Source organism: Lelliottia sp. EB106-05-01-XG201, assembly GCF_058791735.1.
This window is the reverse complement of the sequence record NZ_JBYTDV010000001.1, coordinates 1758057-1783670: the sequence shown is the minus strand read 5'-3', so window position 1 is coordinate 1783670 and position 25614 is coordinate 1758057. Positions and strand designations below refer to the sequence as shown.

The 25614-nt window shown below is 56.8% G+C and carries 21 protein-coding genes and 3 tRNA genes; 11 read left to right on the top strand and 13 right to left on the bottom strand.

Translation table 11 applies throughout. The annotated features are described in order from the left end of the window. Window positions 1–43: 43 nt before the first annotated feature. The gene (locus AC3WS9_RS08265; RefSeq protein WP_285149415.1) at window positions 44–955 is read right to left on the bottom strand and encodes a DUF808 domain-containing protein; all 912 of its coding nucleotides are present in this window, start codon (window positions 953–955) and stop codon (window positions 44–46) included. Window positions 956–1132: 177 nt separating this feature from the next. Between AC3WS9_RS08265 and yedA the strand changes: the two genes are divergently transcribed. Further along, the gene (gene yedA, locus AC3WS9_RS08260; protein WP_492487730.1) at window positions 1133–2047 is read left to right on the top strand and encodes a drug/metabolite exporter YedA; all 915 of its coding nucleotides are present in this window, start codon (window positions 1133–1135) and stop codon (window positions 2045–2047) included. Here yedA and AC3WS9_RS08255 read toward each other — a convergent pair. The 5 genes from AC3WS9_RS08255 to AC3WS9_RS08235 form a co-directional block, all read right to left on the bottom strand. Then, window positions 2019–2510, bottom strand: coding sequence for a very short patch repair endonuclease (locus AC3WS9_RS08255; RefSeq protein ID WP_492487728.1), 492 nt, complete (start codon window positions 2508–2510; stop codon window positions 2019–2021). The genes yedA and AC3WS9_RS08255 overlap by 29 nt on opposite strands. After that, window positions 2491–3924, bottom strand: a complete 1434-nt coding sequence (locus AC3WS9_RS08250; RefSeq protein WP_492487726.1) for a DNA cytosine methyltransferase — start codon at window positions 3922–3924, stop codon at window positions 2491–2493. The genes AC3WS9_RS08255 and AC3WS9_RS08250 overlap by 20 nt, the downstream gene beginning before the upstream one ends. Window positions 3925–3973: 49 nt before the next feature. Then, window positions 3974–4669, bottom strand: coding sequence for a phosphohydrolase (locus AC3WS9_RS08245; protein ID WP_492487724.1), 696 nt, complete (start codon window positions 4667–4669; stop codon window positions 3974–3976). Between the two features lie 48 nt (window positions 4670–4717). Then, on the bottom strand, window positions 4718–4987 hold the full coding sequence (drpB, locus tag AC3WS9_RS08240) for a cell division protein DrpB (RefSeq protein ID WP_285144163.1): 270 nt from the start codon (window positions 4985–4987) through the stop codon (window positions 4718–4720). A 212-nt stretch (window positions 4988–5199) separates the two neighbouring features. Then, on the bottom strand, window positions 5200–6063 hold the full coding sequence (locus AC3WS9_RS08235; protein WP_492487722.1) for an N-acetylmuramic acid 6-phosphate etherase: 864 nt from the start codon (window positions 6061–6063) through the stop codon (window positions 5200–5202). 164 nt (window positions 6064–6227) lie between these two features. On the opposite strand from AC3WS9_RS08235, the gene AC3WS9_RS08230 reads away from it, so the two are divergent. Together AC3WS9_RS08230 and dcuR are read left to right on the top strand one after the other, a co-directional pair. Further along, window positions 6228–7844, top strand: coding sequence for a sensor histidine kinase (locus AC3WS9_RS08230; RefSeq protein WP_492487720.1), 1617 nt, complete (start codon window positions 6228–6230; stop codon window positions 7842–7844). Further along, the gene (gene dcuR, locus AC3WS9_RS08225; protein ID WP_282495376.1) at window positions 7841–8560 is read left to right on the top strand and encodes a two-component system response regulator DcuR; all 720 of its coding nucleotides are present in this window, start codon (window positions 7841–7843) and stop codon (window positions 8558–8560) included. Before AC3WS9_RS08230 ends, dcuR begins: the two co-directional genes overlap by 4 nt. Here the strand turns inward: dcuR and AC3WS9_RS08220 are convergent. Together AC3WS9_RS08220 and AC3WS9_RS08215 are read right to left on the bottom strand one after the other, a co-directional pair. Continuing rightward, the gene (locus tag AC3WS9_RS08220) at window positions 8541–9506 is read right to left on the bottom strand and encodes an FAD:protein FMN transferase (RefSeq protein WP_492487718.1); all 966 of its coding nucleotides are present in this window, start codon (window positions 9504–9506) and stop codon (window positions 8541–8543) included. The two genes, dcuR and AC3WS9_RS08220, sit on opposite strands and share 20 nt — an antisense overlap. Window positions 9507–9591: 85 nt before the next feature. Continuing rightward, window positions 9592–12369, bottom strand: coding sequence for a flavocytochrome c (locus AC3WS9_RS08215; protein WP_492487716.1), 2778 nt, complete (start codon window positions 12367–12369; stop codon window positions 9592–9594). Between the two features lie 615 nt (window positions 12370–12984). Here AC3WS9_RS08215 and AC3WS9_RS08210 point away from each other — a divergent pair. The 4 genes from AC3WS9_RS08210 to AC3WS9_RS08195 all read left to right on the top strand — a co-directional run bounded on the left by AC3WS9_RS08210 (window position 12985) and on the right by AC3WS9_RS08195 (window position 17647). Then, window positions 12985–14493: an anion permease gene (locus AC3WS9_RS08210; RefSeq protein WP_282495373.1), complete on the top strand. Its 1509-nt coding sequence runs from the start codon at window positions 12985–12987 to the stop codon at window positions 14491–14493. A gap of 55 nt (window positions 14494–14548) precedes the next feature. After that, window positions 14549–16198: a class I fumarate hydratase FumA gene (fumA, locus tag AC3WS9_RS08205; RefSeq protein ID WP_285149397.1), complete on the top strand. Its 1650-nt coding sequence runs from the start codon at window positions 14549–14551 to the stop codon at window positions 16196–16198. Between the two features lie 190 nt (window positions 16199–16388). Beyond that, entirely contained in the window at window positions 16389–16964 is a 576-nt protein-coding gene (locus AC3WS9_RS08200) for a hypothetical protein (protein ID WP_492487713.1), read from the top strand. Continuing rightward, window positions 16961–17647 carry a hypothetical protein gene (locus AC3WS9_RS08195; RefSeq protein WP_492487711.1) on the top strand — a complete coding sequence of 229 codons (687 nt, stop codon included), beginning with the start codon at window positions 16961–16963 and terminating at the stop codon, window positions 17645–17647. The genes AC3WS9_RS08200 and AC3WS9_RS08195 overlap by 4 nt, the downstream gene beginning before the upstream one ends. A 179-nt stretch (window positions 17648–17826) precedes the next feature. Here AC3WS9_RS08195 and AC3WS9_RS08190 read toward each other — a convergent pair. After that, window positions 17827–17916, bottom strand: a tRNA-Ser gene (locus AC3WS9_RS08190). 93 nt (window positions 17917–18009) lie between these two features. Between AC3WS9_RS08190 and mtfA the strand changes: the two genes are divergently transcribed. From mtfA to AC3WS9_RS08175, 3 genes are all read left to right on the top strand, one after another. Continuing rightward, on the top strand, window positions 18010–18807 hold the full coding sequence (gene mtfA / locus AC3WS9_RS08185; protein WP_285144154.1) for a DgsA anti-repressor MtfA: 798 nt from the start codon (window positions 18010–18012) through the stop codon (window positions 18805–18807). A 100-nt stretch (window positions 18808–18907) separates the two neighbouring features. Continuing rightward, window positions 18908–18983 (top strand) — tRNA-Asn (locus AC3WS9_RS08180). A 107-nt stretch (window positions 18984–19090) separates the two neighbouring features. After that, complete coding sequence (locus tag AC3WS9_RS08175) at window positions 19091–19774, top strand: RluA family pseudouridine synthase (protein WP_492487709.1); 684 nt, start codon at window positions 19091–19093, stop codon at window positions 19772–19774. Between the two features lie 12 nt (window positions 19775–19786). Here the strand turns inward: AC3WS9_RS08175 and AC3WS9_RS08170 are convergent, their stop codons facing one another. The 3 genes from AC3WS9_RS08170 to nac all read right to left on the bottom strand — a co-directional run bounded on the left by AC3WS9_RS08170 (window position 19787) and on the right by nac (window position 22416). After that, on the bottom strand, window positions 19787–20326 hold the full coding sequence (locus tag AC3WS9_RS08170; RefSeq protein WP_492487707.1) for a DUF2058 domain-containing protein: 540 nt from the start codon (window positions 20324–20326) through the stop codon (window positions 19787–19789). A 125-nt stretch (window positions 20327–20451) separates the two neighbouring features. Beyond that, window positions 20452–21402, bottom strand: coding sequence for an HTH-type transcriptional regulator Cbl (cbl, locus tag AC3WS9_RS08165; protein ID WP_282494026.1), 951 nt, complete (start codon window positions 21400–21402; stop codon window positions 20452–20454). A 96-nt stretch (window positions 21403–21498) separates the two neighbouring features. Continuing rightward, window positions 21499–22416: a nitrogen assimilation transcriptional regulator NAC gene (gene nac, locus AC3WS9_RS08160; protein WP_095282537.1), complete on the bottom strand. Its 918-nt coding sequence runs from the start codon at window positions 22414–22416 to the stop codon at window positions 21499–21501. A gap of 320 nt (window positions 22417–22736) precedes the next feature. On the opposite strand from nac, the gene AC3WS9_RS08155 reads away from it, so the two are divergent. Continuing rightward, window positions 22737–22812: transfer RNA gene (locus AC3WS9_RS08155), tRNA-Asn, on the top strand. Between the two features lie 92 nt (window positions 22813–22904). On the opposite strand, the gene AC3WS9_RS08150 is transcribed toward AC3WS9_RS08155, so the two are convergent. Beyond that, window positions 22905–25601, bottom strand: coding sequence for a cation-transporting P-type ATPase (locus AC3WS9_RS08150; RefSeq protein ID WP_282494025.1), 2697 nt, complete (start codon window positions 25599–25601; stop codon window positions 22905–22907). Window positions 25602–25614 lie beyond the last annotated feature (13 nt).

Genomic DNA, 25614 nt, shown 5'->3' with positions numbered 1-25614 from the left:
CTAGACGAGGAATGGCGTTTTTGCGTAGTCGCCGATGGGGCAATTAGTGCGAAACTCCACGCACTTTTTCGATGCCCTTTACCGCCGCAATGACGATGGCCCCGATGATAAAGCCAATCACCAGGTTAGCGACCATCGGCAGTACCGCCGCGACAATGGCGCCGAATTCCGCGCTGAAATGTTCAATGGCGTGATGCAGAACCGGGATGCCGTGTACCACGATCCCACCGCCGACCAGGAACATCGCCAGGGTGCCGATAATCGAGAGGGATTTCATCAGCCACGGGGCCAGGACCAGCAGACCTTTGCCGACCGCCTGCGCCAGGGCGTTGGATTTTTTCTCCAGCCAGTAGCCCATGTCGTCAAGCTTCACGATCACGCCCACCAGGCCATACACGCCGACGGTGACCAGAATCGCGATACCGGAGAGCACCAGCACCTGGTTGAGCAGCGGTGATTCCGACACAATCCCAAGTGTGATCGCCACGATTTCCGCCGAGAGGATAAAGTCCGTGCGGATCGCCCCTTTCACCTTATCGCGCTCGAAGGCCATCGGATCTTTGGCGGCCAGCGCTTCCAAGCGTTGCTGCCGGGCCTGCGGGGTCTCTTCGTCCTTGTGCGAGCCGAAGGAGTGCAGCACCTTCTCAACGCCTTCGTAGCAGAGGAACGCGCCGCCAATCATCAGCAGCGGGGTGATCGCCCACGGGATAAAGGCGCTGATCAGCAGCGCCAGCGGCACCAGGATCACTTTGTTGATAAAGGACCCTTTCGCCACGCTCCACACCACCGGCAGCTCGCGGTTGGCGCGAACGCCCGTCACCTGCTGCGCGTTGAGCGACAAGTCATCTCCCAGCACACCGGCCGTCTTCTTGGCGGCCAGTTTTCCCATCACCGAAATGTCATCCAGCAAGGTGGCAATATCGTCGAGTAATGTTAATAAGCTACTTCCTGCCAAAATCTGATCCTTCTTATTTTGATAATTAAGTGAATAGTATGGAGCAAAAAGCGAAACCCTGAAACAGGCACCGCAAGTCAACAAATAATTCACACCATTGGCACAATTAAAGGACTCGCCAGCCCGATAGTTTTCACGTTTACTATGAGCGACCTTTTTAAATCGCTGTGAGGGATTATGCGTTTCCGGCAATTATTACCCCTTATTGGAGCGCTGTTTTCGCTCTACATCATCTGGGGTTCGACCTACTTTGTGATTCGTATCGGCGTGGAAAGTTGGCCACCGCTGATGATGGCGGGCGTGCGTTTCTTCTCTGCCGGTGTGCTGCTTTTGGCATTTCTGCTGATGCGCGGGCATAAACTCCCGCCGCTGCGCCCGATGATGAACGCGGCGCTGATCGGCCTGCTGCTGTTAGCTGTCGGTAACGGCGGTGTGACGGTGGCGGAGCATCAGAACGTGCCGTCCGGTATTGCGGCGGTCGTGGTCGCCACGGTGCCGCTGTTTACCCTCTGCTTTAGCCGACTGTTCGGCATCCGCACCCGCAAGCTGGAGTGGATGGGGATCGGTATTGGTCTGGCGGGGATTATTCTGCTTAACAGCGGCGGCAACCTGAGCGGTAATCCGTGGGGCGCGGTGCTGATCCTGATTGGCTCCATGAGCTGGGCCTTTGGCTCGGTGTTGGGTTCAAGAGTGGAGTTGCCCTCCGGGATGATGGCCGGTGCCATAGAGATGCTGGCGGCGGGCATTGTATTGCTTATCGTCTCGACCCTCACCGGTGAAAAACTCACCACGATGCCGACGCTTTCCGGTTTCCTGGCTGTCGGTTATCTGGCCATTTTTGGCTCGATTATCGCTATCAACTCGTACATGTTCCTGATCCGCAATGTCAGCCCCGCCGTTGCCACCAGCTACGCCTACGTCAACCCGGTAGTGGCCGTGTTGCTGGGCACCACCTTTGCAGGCGAGGTTTTATCGTCTGTGGAATGGTTGGCGCTGGGCGTGATTATTATGGCGGTGGTGCTGGTGACGCTTGGGAAGTATCTGTTCCCGGCGAAAGCGGTGGTTACGGCGTGTGAGGTGGAGAAACCGTAAGGGTGTGAATCCCCATCGTATCGATCTGCGCGGTTTGACCACCGCCGCAGATCCACTCTTCCAGCCGCTCAATCAGCGCAGCGTCATCAAGCTTTAACCTGCCCCGCAGCGCACACTCCCAGACAATCAACACCCGCCAACCCTGCGTCATCAGCGTGGTGATATCCCGCTGGTCGCGCGTCACATTCTTACCGATTTTTTCCAGCCAGAACTCGGTGCGCGTCGCCGGGACTTTAAACAGATAACAGTCGTGATGGTGCCAGAAACAGCCGTGGGTGAAGATGATGCAACGATAATTGTCGAGGATAAAATCGGGGCGGCCGGCCAGCGCCGCATCCTGCACGCGAAACGCAAAACCGCTCTGGGTTAGCAGCCCCGCCAGCCGTTTTTCAATCGCGGTGTCACGCGTGCCGATGGCACGCATGTTTTTACTGCGCGTCGCCTTACTGTGCACATCCGTCATTGACGGCCTCGCCCAGACGCAGTTTGACGGCCTGTTTGATCCGCGACTCGAGCAGTTTTGCCACCGCCGCAAAGGCCGGCACCACCACGGAGTTGCCAAACTGGCGATAGGCCTGGGTATCCGACACCGGAATGCGAAAGCGATAGCCCTGCGGCGATTCGAAGCCCATCAGACGCGCGCACTCGCGCGGCGTTAAGCGGCGCGGGCGATGTTGCTGATTGTTCGGGTCGTCGAAATTCACTTCGCCCAGCGCTTTATCCCAGCCTCTGTCGATCAGGATTTCGGCACCGTCTTTGTAATAGCGGGCTGACAGCGTGCGAGTGACGCTGTGCGGATTAGTCGGGTCGACCATGCCAAACCCGAAGCCGTTGCCCTTCGCCTGATGTTTTTTGGCATAGCGGTAAAGGTATTTCCACAGCACCGGCGTGAGGATAAATTTGGCGTCCACCACCGGTTCGAGCAGCTCGGCAATGGAAGGTCGATGCGCGGGATAGAGCGACGGAATATCGCGCAGCGTGAAGTTGCCCTTCAGGTTCAGATCGCGGCGGAAGCCCACCAGCACAATGCGTTCCCGGTGCTGCGGCAGGAAGTGTTTGCCGTCGATAATCTTGGGATCGTCCGCGCCCATGTCCTGCGAATCGGACACGTCATAGCCCAGTTCATCCAGCGTTTGCATGATGATGCGGAAGGTTTTCCCGCCGTCGTGGCTTTTGAGGTTTTTGACGTTTTCCAGCACAAAAATCGGCGGTCGACGGGCGTCGATGATCCGCACCACGTCAAAAAACAGCGTGCCCTGCGTATCGCAGGCGAAACCGTGAGCGCGGCCCAGGGCGTTCTTTTTCGATACACCCGCCAGCGAGAACGGCTGGCACGGGAAGCCCGCGAGCAACACATCATGCTGAGGAATATTTTGTCGAATGTGCTCCGCCGCCTCGTCGTCGCTGACGCCAGGTTTGTGGCTCAGGGTCACGTCGCGGATATCTTCGTTGAAATGGTGCGTGTGCGGGTCGCAATACCAGTTAGCTTTGTAGGTGCGCACCGCGTGTTTGTTCCATTCGCTGGTAAACACGCACTGGCCGCCGATGGCCTCAAAACCGTTGCGGATCCCGCCGATACCGGCGAACAGATCGACAAAGCGGAAAGCATAATTAGGATGAATAGCCGGTGGGCGCGGGAGCAGGTTTTGCAGGTAGGTAAATTCCCGCTCGCTCAGGCGGTGCCCTGCCCTGTCGCTGGTGACCAGACGTTTGAGGATTGCCGGGCTCCAGTGGCTTTCACCCTGCGCATTCAGCTCATTGACCAGGGTTTTCGCATCATAGATGGTCAGCAGTTTGCTCAATAACGCCTGCACCGTGGCCGTGGATTTCTCTGCCAGCAGAAGTGCGGGCGCTATCACTGATCGTTTTTCCTGCATACCTTTAACCGGGCAAAAGAGACTGGGGACAGATTACCATAGTTCCGCTTTACACATCGCGCTGGAATCGGCTCAGCGCCTGCGTATCCATCCCGAGACAATCGCCCCGCAGCTCGGCGCTCAGTTTCGCCATAAACTGCACTAAAAAGTTGGCGTTGTGACGGGCCAGCTCGCGGCCCATCTCGGTCTGCATGGTCTCCGGCAGGCGCAGCAGCTTGGTCTGAAAATGGTCGAGGGCAAACTGTTTGTCGTTTAAGTCGCGCGCATCGGCAAAGGGATCGTTGGCATCGAACAGCGCCACACCCAGTGAACCCGATACGGCGAAGACGCGCGCCAGACCGATCGCGCCGAGGGCCTCCAGCCGGTCCGCGTCCTGAACAATTTTGGCCTCAAGAGTCTGCGGCGCGATTCCCGCGCTGAAGCTGTGCGCTTCGATGGCGTGTTCAACCGCAGGAATGCTTGCGTCGGGGAAATCCGGGAAATCGTCCGTGAGGATCTGCCGGGTTTTGCGCGCCGCAAGCTTTGAAGAGTGGCTGCGTTGGGGATGATTTTTCGCCAGGCTCACGATGTCATGGAAATAACAGGCCGTGAGGACCACCAGCGCGTCGACGGCTTGCCCGTCCATCATCCGCTGCGCAGTCATCCACACGCGGCGGAAATGTGAAATGTCATGCGCCGCGTCATCGGTTTCGTGATGTTCCGTTAACCAGGCTTCGAAGCGTTGCGGCCAGTGAGCAAGTTCCATGATCTCTCCTTTACGAAACGCTCACCTTAACAACTTTCCGCAGGCCAATCACTCGTTGTCGTCGCGCGGGCGCGTGTACCAGGCGATAGCGCCCAGAATGCCGCCCACCGAGCCCAGCACCAGGAAACCGAGAAACGCCCCGAGCCACTTCCCGCTGGTCGATCCTAAATCGCCCTCGACGACCATATTCGGCGCGGAGGGAATTTTGCTGACCACCCACAGATAGCGGAGCATCGCCCAGACAAAGTATCCGCAAAATGTGTAAAACGCCCACAGGGCGAGTTTGCCTCCCAGGCCACGCGAGTTGTTCTGTTCCATGTTTAACCTTTACTGCCGCGGTAATGGCGTTACCGCTCTCACATTGCGAGCACAAAAGTGTGAATAAAGTCACATTTTGGCACTCTTTGCGTCGTCATGCGATGGTAAAGGTCGAGGGATTTATCTTAAGTTGATCGGACGCAAGTAAAAATCAGAATCTTAAAAACACCAAAGGCCGCATCTGCGGCCTTTTTGTTCACAAGCTCAAGCGGTTACGGCGCTTCCTGCAACGCCACGCGAATAAACCCGTTATTCTGCTCCAGCAATTCACGCGCCTGCCAGGCGTCCAGACCAGTCATCACCATCAGCACGGCGGTTTTGCAGTGGTGGTTGCAGCTTTCCAGCGCCGCTTTGGCAACCGTGCGCGTGCAGCCGCCCGCCTCCATCACAATCGCGATCTGCCGTTCGGCCCACTTGATGCTTTTCGCTTCCAGGTCCACGCGCATATTGCTGTAAACCCGACCGGTGCGAACGGCGAGTCCCGTCGCAATCATATTGAGGATCAGTTTTTGCGCCATGCCCGCTTTGGCGTTGTTAAAGCCCGCCACCACATCTGGTCCGGTTTGTGGCGCGATAATCATGCTCGCCAGCTGCGCAGCTTCGCTCTGTTCATCGCTGGTGATGATGGCAACCGGAGAACTCAGGGACCAGGCGTGGCGCATCGCCCCCCAGACCCATGGCGTTTTGCCGCTGACGGAAAGCGCGAGCATCATGTCGTGCTCGCCAAAATTCATGGCCTGCAGATCGGCCACCCCACGATCGTAATTTCCCGCGCCGTCTCCGGCATCAAGACCAATGACCGGATGTTTGCCCGGGGCGTACTCCAGCGCCGCGTGCAGTGCTGCGCGACCCGATGCCCCGGCGCCGACAATGAACAGCCGTCCGCCATGGCTCAGAGTGGCCGCCGCGTTATCCACCACGCGGGCGATGACGGGAACAAAAGGAGTAATGGAGTCGGTAATGCATTTATCATCCTGATGAATCACATTCAGCATGTCCAGGGTCGACAACCTGTCGATATCCGCCGTATCCGCGTGGCGTCTCTCCGTGACCAAACCGTTCAGCTTAACGCTCATAAACTGCCTCCTTGTTATGAATTCCCCCACACTATAAAGTGTTTTATATGGATGACCTGCGAGGGGGGTCACGAAAAGAGCAGCATTCGTCAGCTTTTACATCGCTTTAAGAAAGCGCCGTCATCAGCGATAATTACCCCTTTCTAATTATCCACGGGGTTTCGATGAGCGATTTGCAGCCTTTAACCACGACGCGCAAGCGCCCGATGAAACTCAACACTCTGGTCACCCTGATGGTGTGCGGCGTGATGGGGTCGGTGTTACTGGTGATTTTTGCGCTCTATTTTGTGCAAGTCACCCGCGCCACGCGCGACGGCGTGAAAGATACCGCTCTGGCGATTGCCCGTACGCTTGCCGACAGCCCCGATGTCAAACGCGGCTTACAGCACTCTCCTGAAAATAGCCCCATTCAGTCCGTCGCCGATGCCGTCACCCGCCGCAACGATCTGCTCTTCGCCGTCGTCACCAATATGCAGGGCGTGCGCTACTCTCACCCGAATAACACCCTGCTCGGCAAACGCTTCATCGGCGAAGACATCAGACCGGCGCTGGAAGGGAAGGAAAATGTGGCGGTCAACCACGGCGTACTGGCCGAAGCCTTACGCGTCTTCACTCCGGTTTATAACGATCAGCACCAGCAGATTGGTGTGGTCGCAATTGGGATTTCGCTCAACAAAGTGGATGAACAGATCAGCCGCAGCCGCTGGGGTGCCATCTGGGCGATACTCTTCAGCGCGCTGATGGGCACGCTGGGGACCTGGGGGCTGGTGCATCTTCTGAAGCGGATTTTGTTCGGGCTGGAGCCCTATGAAATCTCCACCCTCTTTGAACAGCGTCAGGCGATGCTGCAATCCCTGAAAGAAGGCGTCATTGCCGTCGACAGCGAGGGGCGCGTCACGATGATTAACCACGCCGCCCGCCAGATCCTCCTCCTGCCTGCGGGCAATACGGACGAGCCGCGCCACATGCCGATGCTCGCCTCTCTGCGGCGCGTCTCGCAAACCGGCAAAGCCTTGCAGGATCAGGAGATCGACTGCAACGGGCGTCTGCTGCTGTGCAACACCTTCCCGGTCAGAAGCCAGAGCGCGGTCATTGGTGCGATCAGCACCTTCCGTGACAAAACCGAAGTGCGGGAATTGATGCAGCGAATGGATGGCATGGTGAGCTATGTCGACGCCCTGCGCACTCACTCCCATGAATTTATGAATAAGCTGCATGTGATCCTCGGTCTGCTGCACATGAAGCGCTATGACAAGCTCGAGGAGTATGTCATTCAGACCGCGCAGAATTATCAGACCGATATCGGCGCGATTCAGCATAAAATTAAATCACCGGTGATTGCCGGGTTCCTGCTCGGCAAAATCAACCGCGCCAAGGAGGCGGGCTTTACCCTGACGCTGGCGGAAGAGTGTCTGGTGCCGGACACGCCGAACACCGAGCAAGTGACGGTGCTGATTACCGTGCTCGGCAATCTGATCGAAAACGCGCTGGACGCCATGACCGGCCAGCCCGAGGGCGAAGTCGGCCTGCTGATGCATTATCAAAACGGCTGGCTAAGCTGTGAAATCAGCGACGACGGTCCTGGCATTGCGCATGAACGACTGGAACATATTTTTACGAAGGGCTTTTCCACCAAAGGTGAAAACCGCGGCGTGGGGCTTTTCCTTGCTCGCCAGCAGCTCGAAAAACTGGGCGGTGAGATTGCCGTCGAATCCGAGCCTGGCGTATTTACTCAATTTTTTGTACAGATCCCCTGGGATAGCGAGAGGAAAATCGCGTGATAAATGTCTTAATTGTCGATGATGATGCCATGGTGGCCGACCTTAACCGTCTGTACGTGAACCGGGTTGAGGGATTTAGCTGCTGCGGCGTGGCCTCTACGCTGAATCAGGCCGAAGCGGTGATTAATAATCCCGCCCAGCCTGTCGACCTGGTGCTGCTCGATGTCTATATGCAGCAGGATAACGGGCTGGATCTGCTGCCGATTATCCGCGCCTCGGGCCGCCCGATTGATGTGATCATGATTTCATCAGCGTCGGACGCGACCACCATTCAGACCTCGATGCACTACGGCGTGGTGGATTATTTGATCAAGCCGTTCCAGTTCCCGCGCTTTGAAGAAGCGCTGAACGGCTGGAAGGAGAAGAAGCAGCTGATGGGCGCGCATCAATATTATGAGCAGGCGGATGTGGATCGTCTGCTCCACGGCGGCGCGCCGGAGCTGGCGGACAGCAAGCGTCTGCCGAAAGGCTTAACGCCGCAGACCCTGCGCACCATTTGTCAGTGGATTGATGCCCATCCTGACGCGGAGTTTTCGACCGATGACCTGGCGAACGCGGTCAGTATTTCCCGCGTATCCTGTCGTAAATATCTGATTTGGCTGGCGCAGATTACTATCCTGTTCACCAGCATTCATTACGGTGCTACCGGACGCCCGGTGTATCGCTACCGTTTGCAGCCGGAACAGGTCGGGCTGCTCAGACAGTATTGCCAGTAAGGCGATAGCGGTTATCCAGAAGCGTAAAGCGGAAATGCTGCATTGAGGAGACCACCACCTCTTTGCTTTTTGTGACGAAGACCGCTTCGATATCAGGCCGCGCGCGCAGCGCGGCACAGCCCTTCTCCACGCCCATCCCGTAGATCAGCGTGGTCCAGATATCCCCGTCGATGGAGTTCGTCGAGATAATGGTCACACTGTCGAGTTCGTTATCCAGCGGATAGCCCGTGCGCGGGTTCAGAATGTGGTGATAGCGCTTTCCGTCCCGTTCAAAAAAGCGTTCGTAAGTGCCCGATGTGACGACCGATTTATTCTCCACATTCAGCGTGCCGATCAGTTCGTCAGCCCCGCCGAACGGCGTTTTGATCCCCAAAGCCCAGCCCCCTTCCGGCGCGCCCAGCGTCTGAATATTGCCCCCGAGGTTAATCAGCCCGAGGGTTTCGCCCTCTTTACGCAGGTAATCCCGCACCCGATCGGCGATATAGCCTTTGGCGATGGCCCCGAGATCGATCTCCATGCCTGATTTAGTCAGGAACACGCTGCTGGCCGCGTCGTCGAGCACAACTTCCGCTGGATCGGTGATTGTCAGTAGCGCCGCGATCTCATCGGCGGGCGGGACGCTGTCGCCCTGGAAACCAATCTTCCACAGCTTCACCAGCGGGCCAATCGTCAGGTTGAAGGCGCTGTTCTCAATCAGGCTTGCAGCTTTGGCGACGCGGATCAGTTCATACACCGGACGGCTGACGCTGACCGGGTGTTTTCCGGCGGCGTGGTTGATGCCCATCACCTGCGACGGCGCGCGGTTGACGGTGAGCAGATCTTCGTACTGTTTGATGAGGCGAAACACCCGCGAGGCGAGCGATTCGTTGTTCGAGAAGAGCTTCAGAAGAATGGGGGAGCCCATCAGGGTGGCGGTGTAGCTGTAGACGCGATGGTCGTCAGACATGGCAATGCTCCTCGGTTAAATTGCCGGATGGCGCTGCGCTTATCCGGCCTACAAAACCGTGCCCGGCAAGCGCCGGGCATTGATACTACTGTTTCGCGCGCATCGCCGCCTGGTGTCCGGCAAGGGTACCAAAAATAATGATATCTGCCACGGCGTTACCGCCGATGCGGTTCCCACCGTGGATGCCGCCGACCACTTCACCCGCCGCGAAGGCGCCTGGAATGATCTGTTTGTTGCTGTTCAGCACGCAGGTTTCGGTGTTGATGGTCACGCCGCCCATGGTGTGGTGTACCCCCGGGGCGATACGAATCGCGTGGAACGGGCCTTCGTTGATCGGCGCACGCAGCGCGGTGGTGCGGCCAAAATCATCGTCGTGCTGTTTTGCCACAAACCCGTTGTAGCGCTCCAGGGTGTCGAGGAAGGTCTGTTTATCCATTCCTAAAGTTTCGGCCAGCGCTTCTGGCGAGCTGGCGCTGGTCACCAGACCTTTGGCGATGTACTCATCCGCGGCTTTATTTTTCGCGCGAACGTGCTCATCAAACACGATGTAGGCGTATTTCTCTGGCAGGGCAATAATCTGCGCTGAGACTTTGTCGCGGGTCTCCATTTCGTTGAAGAAACGGCTCCCTTTCTGGCTCACCAGGATTGCGCCGCCGCCGCGGATGGACTCGGAAATCAGGTACGAGGTGTTCTGCTCCACGGTCGGGTGGATCTGAATTTCGCCCATATCCACGGTCGCCGCGCCGAGACGTTCCAGCAGCGCGATACCGCCGCCGGTGGCACCTTTGTGGTTAGTGGTGACAAAACCGTCCAGATCCGGGCGATATTTGACGACCATGCTGCTGTTGGCGCTGAAACCGCCGGTCGCCATGATCACGCTGCGAGTTGAAACGGTCACAGTTTCGTTCTCTTCGGTGGTCAGACGCACCCCGGTCACTTCGCCGTTTTCAAAAATAATGTCGCTGACGGAAGTATCGAGCATCACGTCGATGTTGCGTTTGGTGACGTTACGCACCAGGCCGCTGATGAGATATCCGCCCACCGCAGAACCATCTTTTGGACGGTGCGTACGTTCGATGCTCATCCCACCGGTGGTGGTGATGCCGTTGAGCATGATCCCGCGGGTCGCCAGCCATTCAATCGCTTCTGGCGCGTTTTCGACAAAGCGACGCAGCAGCTCCGGGTTGTTCTTGTTGTGGCCGCCTTTCAGGGATTCCTGGTAGAACAGCTCTTTGCTGTCCTGGATGCCTTGTACGCGCTGGAAGCGGGTTTCTGCGGCGTTCATCCCGGCAGAAGCTTTAATAGTGTTCCCGCCGATGGTTGGCATTTTCTCCACGATCAGGACGCTGGCCCCTTCGTCGTGCGCCTGAATCGCCGCCGCCAGACCTGCGCCGCCGGAACCGACAACCACCACGTCAAATTGTTTCGCTGCGTTCGGGTCCACGCCCTCTTCCGCCGCCAGCACTTTGCTGGATTTGACCATCGCTTTGGATACGGCTTTTTTCACCGCTTCGCTCTGGCTGGTCGCGCCGGTGATGGCGTCCACGTGCGGGGTGTTGGCGTCGAGAATGCGGCTGCGGATCTCTTCGAAGCTTGCGACAAACTCCACGTCCTGCGTCGGGCCGGACGCCAGTTCGATATCGGCGATACGGTCGGTTTCAAGGCTGACGTTGATCACCAGCTCGTTGCTGTCGTCCTGGACGGTTTCAGCAAACACACCCGCTTTGAATTTTGATTCGCCCATGCTCATGTCGCGGATCATCGCTTCCACCAGCGAGAAACGCCACAGCGGTTCCGGGATGTTCAGCGCTTCGCGCTGGGTGCTGTCCATGAACAGCTCGAGGGTTTCGCCGGAGCCGATGCGGTCGGTCCAGTCCGGATAAGCGATAGTCGCGCGGCCCACGGCAATCAGATCGTAACCGTGGTCCAGGGCTTCGTTGACGTCAGAAGCATTCACCACGCCACCCACGCCCATCACCGGAATTTGCGCGAGCGTTTCAGAACGCATGGCGCAATATTTTTCAATCAGTGGGGTTGGATCTTGCGTATCGACGATGGACGGGCGCAGCGTTGCGCCAACGGAGAAGTGCAGGTAGTCCAGACCGCGGGCGGCCAGTTTTTCCAGCAGGTACATGGTGTCGTCGAAACGGATGCCCGGGACTTCCATCTCTTCCGGCGAGAAGCGATAGCCGATAATGAAAGCGTCATCCGCGTACTGGCGAACCATTTTGTGGGTGATTTCCAGCACTGCCAGCGGGAATTTAGCGCGGTTGTCGCGGCTGCCGCCCCACTCGTCGTCGCGCTGGTTGGAGTTCGGGGAGTAGAACTGCTGAATCAGATAGGTATTTGCGCCGTGAATTTCGACGCCGTCGAAGCCGGCCTGAATCGCACGGCGAACCGCTTCGCCGAACTTGCCGATCATGCCTTCGACTTCTTCAGTGGTTAACGCCACCGGCGTGGCGGCGCCGTCGCGCGGTGCAGCCACGGCGCTTGGGCCGACCGGAGTACGACCGCCGATCAGTTTCGGGTCGACCATGCGGCCACCGTGGTAGATCTGCAGCAGCGCTTTTGAGCCTTTGGATTTGATGGCGTCGGCAATTTTTGCCAGCCCGGCAATTTTCTCGTCGTTGTCGATGCCGATGGCACCAGGGAATGCCAGGCCCAGATCGTCGACAAAGCAGCATTCAACGATGATGGTGCCGATGCTGCCGGAGCGGGCGCGGTAGTATTCCACCAGCTCGCTGGTCACCGTACCATCGTAATACCCGGTACAGGTGGTCATCGGTGCCATTAACAGACGGTTTTTGAGTTCGGTACCATTCGGTAATGTGAAAGGACTAAGAATTCGTTCGTTAGTGCTCATAATAGAAACTCCAAACTTTAAAATTGAAATCTGAGAATTCTTTATCGGATTATGTTTCTGGTTAATTTTTTTGCCGATGTCATGGTATTAATATAACGATATTTTTAGTTACGAAAGTTATTACGTTAGTTAAAAAACTATTTAATCCCTTCAATAACATTATTACTACATTGGTGTTATTGATATTAGGGTGTCGTGTTCACAATAATATAAACAACGTTAACTTTTTGATTACTTCTCCGGACAACCTATACCAGAGTTAAGGCGCTGTTTTTAGTGAATAATTAAATTAATAACCGTTTGCGCATAATATCTGTTAAGTGCAGCCAACCAAACAAAACGGATAATATCCACATAACTCAATAGGGTTATTATAAATAGCTTAAAAACTCCTCTGCATTTCTATTTTATTGATCGCGATCAATTCCACTGGCATCGAAAGGCGCAGTATATAAACATCATTAATTTTTAATTTAGCGCTTCGCAAAATGCGTTAAATAGCCTTTTACGAAATAACCACAACGCACCTTTTAAAACTAAAGAAAGTAAATAAATTAAAAAAGTCGCGCTGTGCTTTTTATCACCCGAATTTTTGACAACTTAAGAAGCAATCCTATGAATGATAAAACTGCTGTAACGCCCCCAGTGGCGAGCAAGCCAAAAGACGGAAACAACAAACGTCTGCTGATGATGGCGCTGCCCATTATCGTTGCCGTCCTGCTCCTGTTTGTGCCGGTGCCTGAAGGATTACCGCCGTATGCATGGCACTATTTCGCGATCTTTGTCGGCGTGATCGTCGGTTTGATCTTCGAACCGCTGCCGGGTGCCGTCATTGGCCTGACCGGCGTCGTCGCCATCGCCCTGTGCAGCCAGTGGGTGCTGTTCAGCCCGGAACAGCTGGCTGACCCGAAATTCAAGCTGGCCGGTGCCTCCTTTAAATGGGCGGTGAGCGGCTTCGGTAACTCCACCGTATGGCTGATTTTCGGCGCATTCATGTTCGCCGCGGGCTACGATAAAACCCGCTTCGGCCGCCGTCTGGCGCTGATTCTGGTGAAATATCTTGGCCGTCGCAGCCTGACGCTCGGTTACGCCATCACCTTCGCGGATCTGCTGCTGGCGCCGTTCACCCCATCCAACACGGCGCGCAGCGGCGGGACAATCTACCCGATTATCGCTAACCTGCCGCCGCTGTACGGTTCAAAACCAAACGACCCGAGCTCGCGCAAAATTGGCTCTTACCTGATGTGGGTGGCGATCACCGCGGCCTGTATCACCAGCTCTATGTTCCTCTCTGCGCTGGCCCCTAACCTGCTGGCCCTGGCGCTGGTGAAAAGCATTGTGGGCATCAACATCTCATGGGGCACCTGGTTCATCGCCTTCCTGCCGGTGGGTGTGCTGCTGATTCTGGTGATGCCGCTGCTGGCCTACTGGTTCTACCCGCCAGAAGTCAAAGTCAACGACGAAGTGCCGCTGTGGGCCTGTCGTGAGCTTGAGAAACTGGGCAAACTGTCGCGTAACGAAATCCTGCTGCTGGTCTTCGTCTGCTGTGCGCTGATGATGTGGATTTTCGCCGCCGCGTGGATTGAACCGGCCCTGGCTGCCCTGCTGATTGTGGGCCTGATGCTGTGGACCGGCGTGCTGGAGTGGAACGACATCACCGGCAACAAAGCCGCGTGGAACACCTTTGTCTGGTTCGCTACCTTAGTCGCCCTTGCGGACGGCCTCTCCTCCACCGGCTTCATCGCCTGGCTGGGTAAAGAAGGCGGCCTGCTGATGAGCGGTATTTCGCCGGGTGTGGCGACTATCGTCCTGCTGCTGGCGTTCTATCTGCTGCACTACCTGTTTGCCAGTACTACCGCGCACACCACCGCGCTGCTGCCAGCGATGCTGACCATCGCCGCCACCATCCCAGGCATCAACATGGAAGTGTTCGTCCTGCTGATGGTGACCTCTCTGGGTATCATGGGGATCATCACCCCGTACGGCACCGGCCCAAGCCCGATTTACTACGGCAGCGGCTACCTGCCGACCAAAGATTACTGGCGTCTCGGGACTATCTTTGGCGCCATCTTCCTGGCGGCCCTGCTGCTGATTGGTTATCCGTGGATGTCCATGATGTTCTGATTCATAACCGCCGGGGCACACTCTCCGGCGGTTTAATTTTATGGAGTGATACGCAATGTCGAACAAAGCCTTTTACTATCAGAATCCGTTCCCTCTCGCCCATGACGACACCGAATACTACCTGCTGACCAAAGAGCACGTCTCTGTGGCGGAATTCAACGGCCAGGAAATTCTCCAGGTTGCGCCCGAAGCCCTGACGTTACTCGCTCAGCAGGCGTTCCACGACGCGGCCTTTATGCTGCGCCCTTCGCACCAGAAACAGGTTGCGGCGATCCTGAATGACCCGGAAGCCAGCGAGAACGATAAATACGTCGCCCTGCAGTTCCTGCGCAACTCTGAAATCTCGGCCAAAGGCGTGCTGCCGACCTGTCAGGACACTGGTACGGCGATCATCATGGGTAAAAAAGGCCAGCGCGTCTGGACCGGCGGCGGTGACGAAGCAGCCCTGAGCCAGGGCGTATACAACACCTACATCGAAGATAACCTGCGCTACTCTCAGAACGCCGCGCTGGATATGTATAAAGAGGTGAACACCGGCACCAACCTGCCGGCGCAGATCGATCTCTACAGCGTGGACGGGGATGAGTACAAGTTCCTGTGCATGGCGAAAGGCGGCGGCTCCGCGAACAAAACCTATCTCTATCAGGAAACCAAAGCGCTGATCACCCCGGCCAAACTGAAAAATTACCTGGTCGAGAAGATGCGTTCCCTGGGGACAGCGGCCTGCCCTCCTTACCATATCGCCTTTGTGATTGGCGGGACTTCCGCGGAAAGCACCCTGAAAACCGTAAAACTGGCTTCGACTCGCTACTACGACGGCCTGCCGACGGAAGGTAACGAGCACGGTCAGGCGTTCCGCGATGTTCAGCTGGAACAGGAATTGCTGCTGGAAGCGCAGAACTTAGGCTTAGGCGCGCAGTTCGGCGGGAAATACTTCGCCCACGATATCCGCGTGATCCGCCTCCCGCGCCACGGCGCTTCCTGCCCTGTCGGCATGGGCGTCTCCTGCTCGGCTGACCGTAACATCAAAGCGAAAATCAACCGCGACGGGATCTGGATTGAAAAACTAGAACACAATCCGGGCCAGTACATTCCTGAATCACTGCGTCAGCAGGGTGAAGGCGAAGTGGTCAGCATTAACCTGAACCAGCCGATGAGTGAGATCCTGGCGCAGCTCTCTGCCCATCCGGTTTCGACTCGTCTGTCCCTGAACGGCACCATTATCGTGGCGCGTGATATCGCTCATGCGAAACTGAAAGAGCTGCTGGATAACGGCGAAGAACTGCCGCAGTACGTGAAAGATCACCCGATCTACTACGCTGGCCCTGCGAAGACCCCAGAAGGTTACGCCTCTGGCTCCTTAGGCCCAACCACCGCGGGTCGTATGGACTCGTATGTGGATTTACTGCAAGCAAACGGCGCAAGCATGGTGATGCTGGCGAAAGGCAACCGCAGCCAGCAGGTGACGGACGCCTGCCATAAGCACGGCGGTTTCTACCTCGGCAGCATCGGCGGCCCGGCAGCGGTGCTGGCGCAGAACAGCATCAAGAGTCTGGAGTGCGTGGCTTATCCTGAACTGGGTATGGAAGCGATCTGGAAAATCGAAGTCGAGAACTTCCCGGCGTTTATCCTGGTGGATGACAAAGGCAACGACTTCTTCCAGCAAATCCAGAACAAGCAGTGCGCGGGTTGTGCGCAGCGCTGATTGAAACCCTCGCCCGGCGGCACCTCGTTTGCCGGGCCTTCAAGTTTTTTCAGGCCGGGTCTCCCGCCCTGAACAATCTCCACAATACCTTATGAATCCCGCAGAGTTATTTACATTTCTACAGGCTCGATTCCCTACAATCGGGCGCAGGAAATTCAAGCAGTTACTCTGTTAACGATGATAATGGTAAATGGAAAAAAAACTCCTGATCGGCGAGATTGAACACATCCAGTGGAATTCTGTTGTCCTCAGATGCGGCGAGCAAAGGGAAGTCTTTGAGATCCCGGCGAACGTATTGAAGCAACTCAAAACCGGTCAACGCGTGCGTCTGTTACTGCGAAAACAGCGTCTGGTACGACTGTTTAACATTTCCACGCAAACCCTCTATGAAACCGACTTCTTTGCCAACAAACCCCTGCTGCGCAAATATCAGACGCTGCTGTTTATCATCGCGGCAGCAATCTGCAGCATTCCCGCCGTGGGCGTTGTCCTCAGTTTGATCTTTATCGCCGCGCTGATTGGCGTCTCCTTCAGGCGAAGCGAAAAAGTGGCCGTCAATGTGGCCCTGACCAGCGCCGTGAGCGGACTGATCTATATCTCGCTGGCGGGGTATCTGCTGATGAGCGGATATTATTTAGCCGCCTTTCTCGCCTGTACGCTGCTGATCTTTATTGTGCTGAAATCCGCAGGCACGATTCAGAATAAAGAGGCCCGCGTGCTTGACCGGGAAGTCTCCGCTGGCCGACTGGAGGGATCGTTGTCATGAATATTCTCCGCCGCGCCGCCGCGACGCTCCCCCTGCTGCTCCCGCTGAGCGTATTGGCGGAGCCTGTGGCCCCTGACTACCTCCGTCATATCAGTTTTCACTCACCCAGCATGCCAGGATTTCGAACGGTGGATATGCTGAGCGCGGGGTTTACCGGGGCTTATGTCACGATGAGCAGCACCCGTGAATCGCTCAATCTCAACGACGTCAAATTTAGCGTGAATCACGACTGGATGGTGATTAAACCGCAGCCAGCGGAGGGACGCGTAAAGCTGCAGATGGTCCGCCAGCCGCGCGCCGATGAAAGAGCCATGACGCTAACGCTGAAAAATCTCAAGACCGGCAATACCCAGAGCCACGACTTTTTCGTCGACACCTGGCTGACGGGGGATGGCGTTCTGGATAAAAATTTCGCCAGCGCACGTGAGCACTGCGCCCGTCTCGGCGGCAAGCTTCTGACCACGCAGGAATTACGCGCGGTTTCACGCCAGTGGTTTGGCCTGAGCAGCGGTCGGTTGCGCGCGCTGTATCCTGAGGCGACGATATTTAATGAGCAGATGCAGGCAGGTGACAGCTTTTGGGTGCATGAGGCCAAACCGCTCTACCTGCACACGGGCACCAAAAGTCACAAGCGCAATGTCGGGACGCTGTGTCGGCACCAGTATGGCAAAGGGGCGGTCTGAAAAGGTGATAAAAGCGTTAAAAGCTAGATATCTCTCTCAAGTTACATAAAACATCAATGACTTGAAAAAGTAGTAAGGCTAGACTCCTGCGAACTTCCGGCGCATCCTGGTTCCGATCTCAGTCAGAATGAGGGCGGTGCGGGATGTCTGATGATGGGTATGACGATAAAGCAAGGAAATGGCGGAGAGAGGGGGATTTGAACCCCCGGTAGAGTTGCCCCTACTCCGGTTTTCGAGACCGGTCCATTCAGCCGCTCTGGCATCTCTCCGTTTTAGTGGTTGCCATGATGCCAGGTAATTTGGCATTTTAAAAGTTCCTTATCCTGCATTTATGTTCAAGTGATGAGTTTGCGAGCGAAGCGATGATTAAGTGGCCCTGGAAATCGAACGAAACCGCACCGAACACGACTTTTCCCTGGGAAGAGGCGCTGGCTATTCCGGTACTCGCCAGTCTTGACCCCGATGAGCAAACCCGACTGGTTCAGTTAGCCGATCGTTTTTTACAGCAAAAACGCCTCGTCCCGCTTCAGGGTTTTGAGCTGGATGCGCTAAAAAGCGCGCGTATCGCCCTCCTCTTCTGCCTGCCTGTGCTTGAGCTGGGCTTTGAGTGGCTCGACGGCTTCCATGAAGTGCTGATCTATCCCGCGCCTTTCGTGGTCGATGACGAGTGGGAAGATGATATTGGGCTGGTGCACAATCAGCGCGTCGTACAGTCCGGGCAGAGCTGGCAGCAGGGCCCGATTATCCTCAACTGGCTGGACATCCAGGACTCGTTCGACGCCTCCGGTTTTAACCTGATTATTCATGAAGTGGCCCATAAGCTCGATACCCGCAACGGCGATCGCGCCAGCGGCGTGCCCTTTATTCCTCTGCGGGAAGTGGCGGGCTGGGAGCATGATCTGCACGCAGCGATGAATAACATTCAGGATGAGATCGATCTGGTCGGCGAAAGTGCGGCCAGCATTGATGCTTACGCCGCGACCGATCCGGCGGAGTGCTTTGCCGTGTTGTCGGAATATTTCTTCAGCGCGCCCGAACTGTTCGCCCCACGTTTCCCGGCGCTGTGGCAGCGTTTTTGCCATTTTTACCAGCAGGACCCGCTGCAACGCCTGCGTGAAAATGCAGGGCCTGACGGACAATCCCCCACTCAAGTACACTAAAACAGCAGGTTGAGTCTTAATTAATCATTTGAATCAGCGTGTTGAATTTAGTGTTGACACAAAATAGCGAGGCCATTAACATGCGCCTCGTTCACACGATTCCTCTGTAGTTCAGTCGGTAGAACGGCGGACTGTTAATCCGTATGTCACTGGTTCGAGTCCAGTCAGAGGAGCCATATTTAGAGAAGCCCGCTCAGGGAAACCTGAGCGGGCTTTTTGTTATGTTCGCCAGTGTAATGAAAATTCGTTATCATCCGTTCCCCTTCTCTGCCCGGTCAGCCTGATGTCACCCATTATCGATACCTTTGTTGCCCCGCCGTGCCATGACCAGATTGAAATTGTCTCTCAGGACGAACATCTGGTGCTGATCAACAAGCCCGCCGGGCTGCTGAGCCTCTCAGGGAAAAACCCGCAGAATCTTGATTCGGTGCACCACCGGCTGGTAAAGATCTTCCCCGGCTGCACGCTGGTTCACCGCCTGGATTTCGGCACGTCTGGGCTGATGGTGGTTGCCCGCAACAAAGCGATCAACGCCGCACTCTGCCAGCAGTTCAGCGAGCGCACGGTGACGAAGGTGTACAGCGCCCTGCTCTGCGGGCATCTGGAAAATGATGAGGGGGTGATAGACGCGGCGATTGCCAAAGATCCGGCCTTGTTCCCGCTAATGTCGATATGTTCTGTTAACGGCAAACCCGCCCGCTCTCGCTACCGGGTGGTGGAGCGTTTTTACCGTGAGTTACTGCCGTTGACGCGGGTAGAGTTAACCCCGGAGACCGGGCGGACCCACCAGCTGCGCATTCACTGCCAGCAGTTGGGCCACCCTATTCTGGGCTGCGATCTGTATGGCGGCCTTCTGCTCCCGGGTACAGAACAGACGCCGCGGCTGATGCTGCACGCCAGCGAGCTGGATTTCGTGCATCCCGTCAGCGGAGAGCGGGTCTGCGCCCGCCATACCCCACCGTTCTGACGGCAAAAATCCTTACCACATCAGATCGTCAGGGATTTTGAAATCTGCATACGGATCGTCTTCGTCCTGCTCTTCCTGACTCAACGCACTGTTCAGGACGATGCTGTCCGCATCGCGCTGGGCGATTTTATCGGCCACGCTGGCAGGGATAATCGCATATTCGCTCTTGCCGCTGCTGTCCACCAGCAGGCGGGCAATTGCCAGACGACCGTTGATCAGCTGCGCCTGCGTCTGCTTATCGACGGCGATTTTTTTGATCAGATTATTGTCGGTGAAGTTGAAGTCGATGTTGCCTCTGGAAACATCGATGCGGTTCATCTCAATCAGCTGCTTCACCTGCGCTTTAAACTCTTTCGCCAGCGTCGCCTTTTTCTGCTGCTCGCTCAGCTGTTTGTCACGCTCAATCTGCGCTTTTTTATTTTCTTCCACGGCTTCTCTGGCCTCACGGGCCTGAACGCGGGATTTTTTGGCGGTTCTCTGAACCTTGGCCACTTTTTTGCTGGAGACGAGTCCGGCTTTGAGCATCTGCTCTTGTAAGGTAAGTTTTGTCATCTTCGTATCTGAACCTGATCAATATTTGCAGGGATTATACCTGCAATTGCTCATGCTGGCTAAGCGCGCCCCAAAACAAAAAAGCCTGCACGCGGGCAGGCTTCTGGCTTTCATCCGTTTAGCGATCAAATCTGATAATCGATCGCCACCTCTTCCGTCTCCATGACCTGACGCTTGATTTCATCCACCGACAGCCCTGCGTTACAGAGTTCGATAAAGCGCCAGACGTAGTTGCGCTGCAGCTGACCGCGCTTGAGCCCCAGCCAGACGGTGTTGGCATCAAACAGATGACGCGTGTCCAGCCGCACCAAATCGCCCAGCTCACGTTCGCCGCCCGACTGTTCGGCCACCAGCCCGATGCCCAGCCCCAGCTCAACGTAAGTTTTGATCACATCCGAATCCTGCGCGCTGAGCACGATATCCGGCGTTAACCCTTTGCGGTTAAAGGCTTCGTCGATGCGTGAACGCCCGGTGATGCCCTGCCGATAGGTGATCAGCGGCCATCTGGCGATATCTTCGAGGGTGAGAGGCGAAACTTGATGGAGAGGATGGTCAACGGGCAACAGCAGGCTGTGGTGCCAGCGGAACCAGGGGAACGCCACCAGCAGCGGGTCGTTGCTCAGACGTTCGCTGGCGATACCGATATCCGCCCCGCCGTTTTGCAGCAGGACTTCGATCTCCTGCGGGGTGCCCTGAATCAGCTCCAGGCGAACGTCCGGGAACAGCTCGCGAAACGCCTTGATCACCGGCGGTAAACTGTAGCGCGCCTGGGTGTGGGTGGTGGCGATGGTCAGCACCCCGGACGCGTCGTTGGTGAAAAGATCCGCCAGACGACGGACGTTGCTGGCTTCGTTGAGGATCCGCTCCGCGATGGTCAGCAGCGCCTTGCCGGGCTCGGTCATCCCCAGCAGACGTTTCCCGCGACGGATGAAAATCTCGATGCCCAGCTCTTCTTCCAGCTCGCGGATATGGCGGCTGACGCCTGACTGAGAGGTGTAAAGCATGTTGGCGACTTCGGTCAGGTTGTAGTCCCGCCTGGCCGCCTCACGGATAATTTTAAGTTGCTGGAAATTCACGATTCACTCCGGCGCATCTGACATAGCCCTATTGTTAGAGTCAGCAGACCTGCAGAACAAATAATAAAAACCAGCATCTTATTCCTTTATGGAATATCAGCTCACGAGCTGCAGTTCACGATTCTCAAGCGATGGACGGCTGACCAGCGACATCAGGATCTCTTTCACCGCCTGAGCCTGCGGTGAAAGGGAGCCACGCGCGGACATATTCAGAGACAGCGGCAGGCTCATGGACGGCGTGGTGATCCGCGCCATCCACCCGTTTGCGGCGCTGCACAGGGAGCGTGCGGCAGATTCCGGCAGCACCGTGACGCCCATTCCGCTGGCAATCGCGGCGGTCAGGGTGGAGATAGAGTCGATCTCGCCGATGATTTTGGCCGTCAGACGGCGCAGAGAGAAAGCTTCGTCGACGCGCAGACGCACGGCGCTGTAGTCGCGCGGCAGGAACAGATTCATCTCGGCAACCGCCGTTAAATCGATGCTCTGACCCGGACAGTCGCGCGTCCCTACCAGATAGAGATCTTCTTTCAGCAGCGGCTGGCTGGTGATCCCTGCAATCGGCGAGCGATCGTAGAGCACGGCCATATCCAGCTGGCCGTTAAGCAGTTTATCGTTCAGCACCGACCCACTGTTTTCATGCAGATAGACCAGCACTTCCGGCAGCTCAGCGCGGACGGCCTGCAGCAGCGGCATGGTAATGGACGAGGCGGCAGTACCCGGCGCCAGGCCAATCGATACCTGCCCGCTCAGGGTGTGGCCGACGTTGCACACGGCCAGCTGCGCTTGTTCACACTGGCGCAGAATCGTGCGCGCATGGGTATAGAGGATCTTACCGGCTTCGGTTGGCGTGACGCCGCGCTTGGTGCGGATCAACAGCTGCTGGTCCAGTTCACCTTCCAGAGTGGCCACCTGCTGGCTCAGCGCAGGCTGCGCGATATGCAACACTTCCGCGGCCTGGGTCAGGCTACCGATATCGACGATTTTTACGAAGTATTTCAGTCGTCTTAAGTTCATTTTGCCCCCTGTTAAAATACAGTGCCGGTACTGGCGCTCATTGTTGAGAAGGTTTTTGCAATATGGGTGCCAGTTTTTGCAGGAGGACCGATGAGTGCGCTAAGCGGCTGAAAATAAGGAAATCTAATCACTGGAGGCGGTTTGATGACTGAAACAGTGGTTTGCGATCTGCCCCATTAGGGGTATGGCTGCACCAGAAGTGTGCATTTTGTCGGGAAAGAGAGCACTTTGCTGAAATTGTCAGCAAACGATCACAGGAGGTCGATCTCCCCTTTGACAAGCGTTATCGGGGTCGATAATATGCGCCCCGTTCACACGATTCCTCTGTAGTTCAGTCGGTAGAACGGCGGACTGTTAATCCGTATGTCACTGGTTCGAGTCCAGTCAGAGGAGCCAAATTTGAAAAGCCTGCTTTTAAAGCAGGCTTTTTGCTTTTCTGCGCCGGGTAAATTGCCGGGTGGCGGCTTTGCCTTACCCGGCCTACCGTTCTAACCCTTCGCTTCCACCCGCCACCTGCGCGTCAGCGGTTTTTCGATTTCGACAATTAAGAACATCACAAAACCGATAATAAAGGTGATCACCCAGTAGCGGAACGGCAGCGATTCTGTGCCGAACAGCATCTGCATAAACGGCGCGTAGATGATTAACAGCTGCAGCACCAGCAGAACGCCGGTCACGATCCAGATACCCCGGTTCGCCAGCAGGCCTTTACTTAATGAGAACCCGTCCGAGACGCGGCAGTTCAGCATGTAGAACCACTGGGCCGTCACCAGCGTCTGCAGCAGCACGGTGCGGATGAACTCCGGCGAATAGCCGCGCGGCTGCAGCCAGGCTTCCAGCACAAAGGCGCTAACGGCGATCATCGACCCCACAAAAATCACACGCCAGATGGCAAACCCGTCCATGACGTGCAGATTCGGGTTGCGCGGCGGGCGTTTCATGATGTTCTTCTCGCCCGCCTCAAACGCCAGGCCGAACGACAGGGTGGCGGATGTCGCCATGTTCATCCACAGGATCAGCACCGGCGTCAGCGGGATTAAGTTCCCCGCCAGAAGGGCGATGATGATTAACAAACCCTGCGCCAGGTTGGTTGGCATGATGAACAGAATGGTTTTTTTCAGGTTGTCGTAGACCCGACGGCCCTCGCGAACCGCGCTGGCGATAGTGGCGAAATTGTCATCCGTGAGCACCATATCCGCCGCCTCTTTCGTCACCTCCGTGCCCTTGATGCCCATGGCGATACCGACGTCGGCCTGTTTCAGGGCAGGCGCATCGTTGACGCCATCCCCGGTCATCCCGACCACCTCCTTCTTCGCTTGCAGGGCCTGCACCAGGCGGAATTTATCCTCCGGGCTGGTGCGGGCAAAGATATCAAATTTCTGTGCCGCGTCGCTCAGCTGCTGGTCATCCATCACCTCCAGCTCGCGCCCGGTGATCGCGTTCCCGGCGTTACCGATGCCCAGCATTTTGCCGATACTCATCGCCGTTTGCGGGTGGTCGCCGGTGATCATTTTCACGCGGATGCCCGCCTGCAGGCAGTCGCCGATGGCGGTAATGGCTTCCGGTCGCGGCGGGTCCATCATCCCGGCAATCCCGAGCAGGATCACGCCCTGCTGCAGATCCGGGTGATCGAGCGTGGTTTGATCCACACCGGCCGGTTTCCAGGCCGCCGCTACCATGCGCAACCCTTCGCGCGCATACTCTTCAATCTGCGCTTCCCAGTAGGGCTGGTTGAGCGGCTCGAGGCCGTTTTCCGTCTGCTGGTGCTGGCAGAGCCGGAACAGCACGTCCGGCGCGCCGGTAATCAAAATCATCTCCTCATCGCCGATGCGATGCAGGGTCGACATGTATTTGTAGAGGGAATCAAACGGGATCTTGCTGCGCAGCTCCGTCTGCACAGGCGGGAGTGGCACTTTGGCGGCTAAGACTTTCAGCGCCCCTTCCGTCGGCCCGCCGGTGATTTTCCACAGCCCCTGATCGTCTTTCATCAGCTGACTGTCGTTACAGAGATCGATGGTGCGCAGGTAGCGCTCCAGCAGCGAGCCGTGGGCCACCGTCACCGGCGTAGGGTCATCGATGGGATGAATATTCCCGACCGGCTCGTAGCTGTCGCCCTCGACGCGGTAGATTTTATCCGCCGTGATCACCGCTTTGACGGTCATCTCGTTCATGGTCAGGGTGCCGGTTTTATCCGAGCAGATCACCGTCATCGCACCCAGAGTTTCGACCGTCGGCAGTTTGCGGATAATCGCCTTCTGCCGCGCCATCGTCTGCACGCCGAGGGAAAGGATAATCGAGATAATCGCCGGCAGACCTTCCGGGACCGAGGCCACCGCCAGGCTAATGAGCGACAGCATCAGTTCCGACACCGGCATATCGCGGAACAGCAGGCTGAAGACAAACAGCGCCGCCATCATCACCAGGATAATAATGAAGATGGCTTTGCCGAGCTTATCCATCTGCACCAGCAGCGGGGTGCGGTGTTTTTCGATATCGGCCATCATCTGGTTGATATGGCCGAGCTCCGTATCGCCCCCCGTCGCCACGACGATCCCTTTCCCGCCGCCCGAGCTGACCGTGGTGCCGGAGAACAGCAGGTTGGTGCGGTCCCCCAGCGGTAACTCCCCTTCCAGCCGCTCGGTGCCTTTTTCCACGACGGTCGATTCCCCCGTCAGGATCGCCTCTTCCACCCGCAGGTTATGGGCTTCGAGCAGTCGCAGGTCGGCGGGAATACGGTCACCCGCGCGGATCACCACGATATCGCCCGGCACCAGCGCGGTGGTCGGGATGGTTTCGTGATTCCCCTGACGCACCACGACAGCCTCGCTTGAGAGCATATTGCGGATACTCTGCAGGGATTTCTCAGCGTTGCTTTCCTGGATGTGACCGATCAGGGCATTGATTACCGCCACGCCGAGGATCACCAGGGTATCGACCCAATGACCCATCACCGCCGTGAGCAGCGCCGCGGCCAACAGGACATAGATCAGCACATCATTGAAGTGCGCTAAAAACCGCAGCCACGCGGGCTTGCCCGGTTTTTGCGGCAGGGCATTCTCCCCGTACTGCGCGAGACGCGCCGTGGCGTCCGCGCCGGAAATGCCGTCGGCGGAGCTGTTGGTTTGTGCCAGGGTTTCTTCTACGGAGAGCCGGTAAAACGGCTGGCCCGGTTTTTCTGTATTCATTATTTCGTCCTCA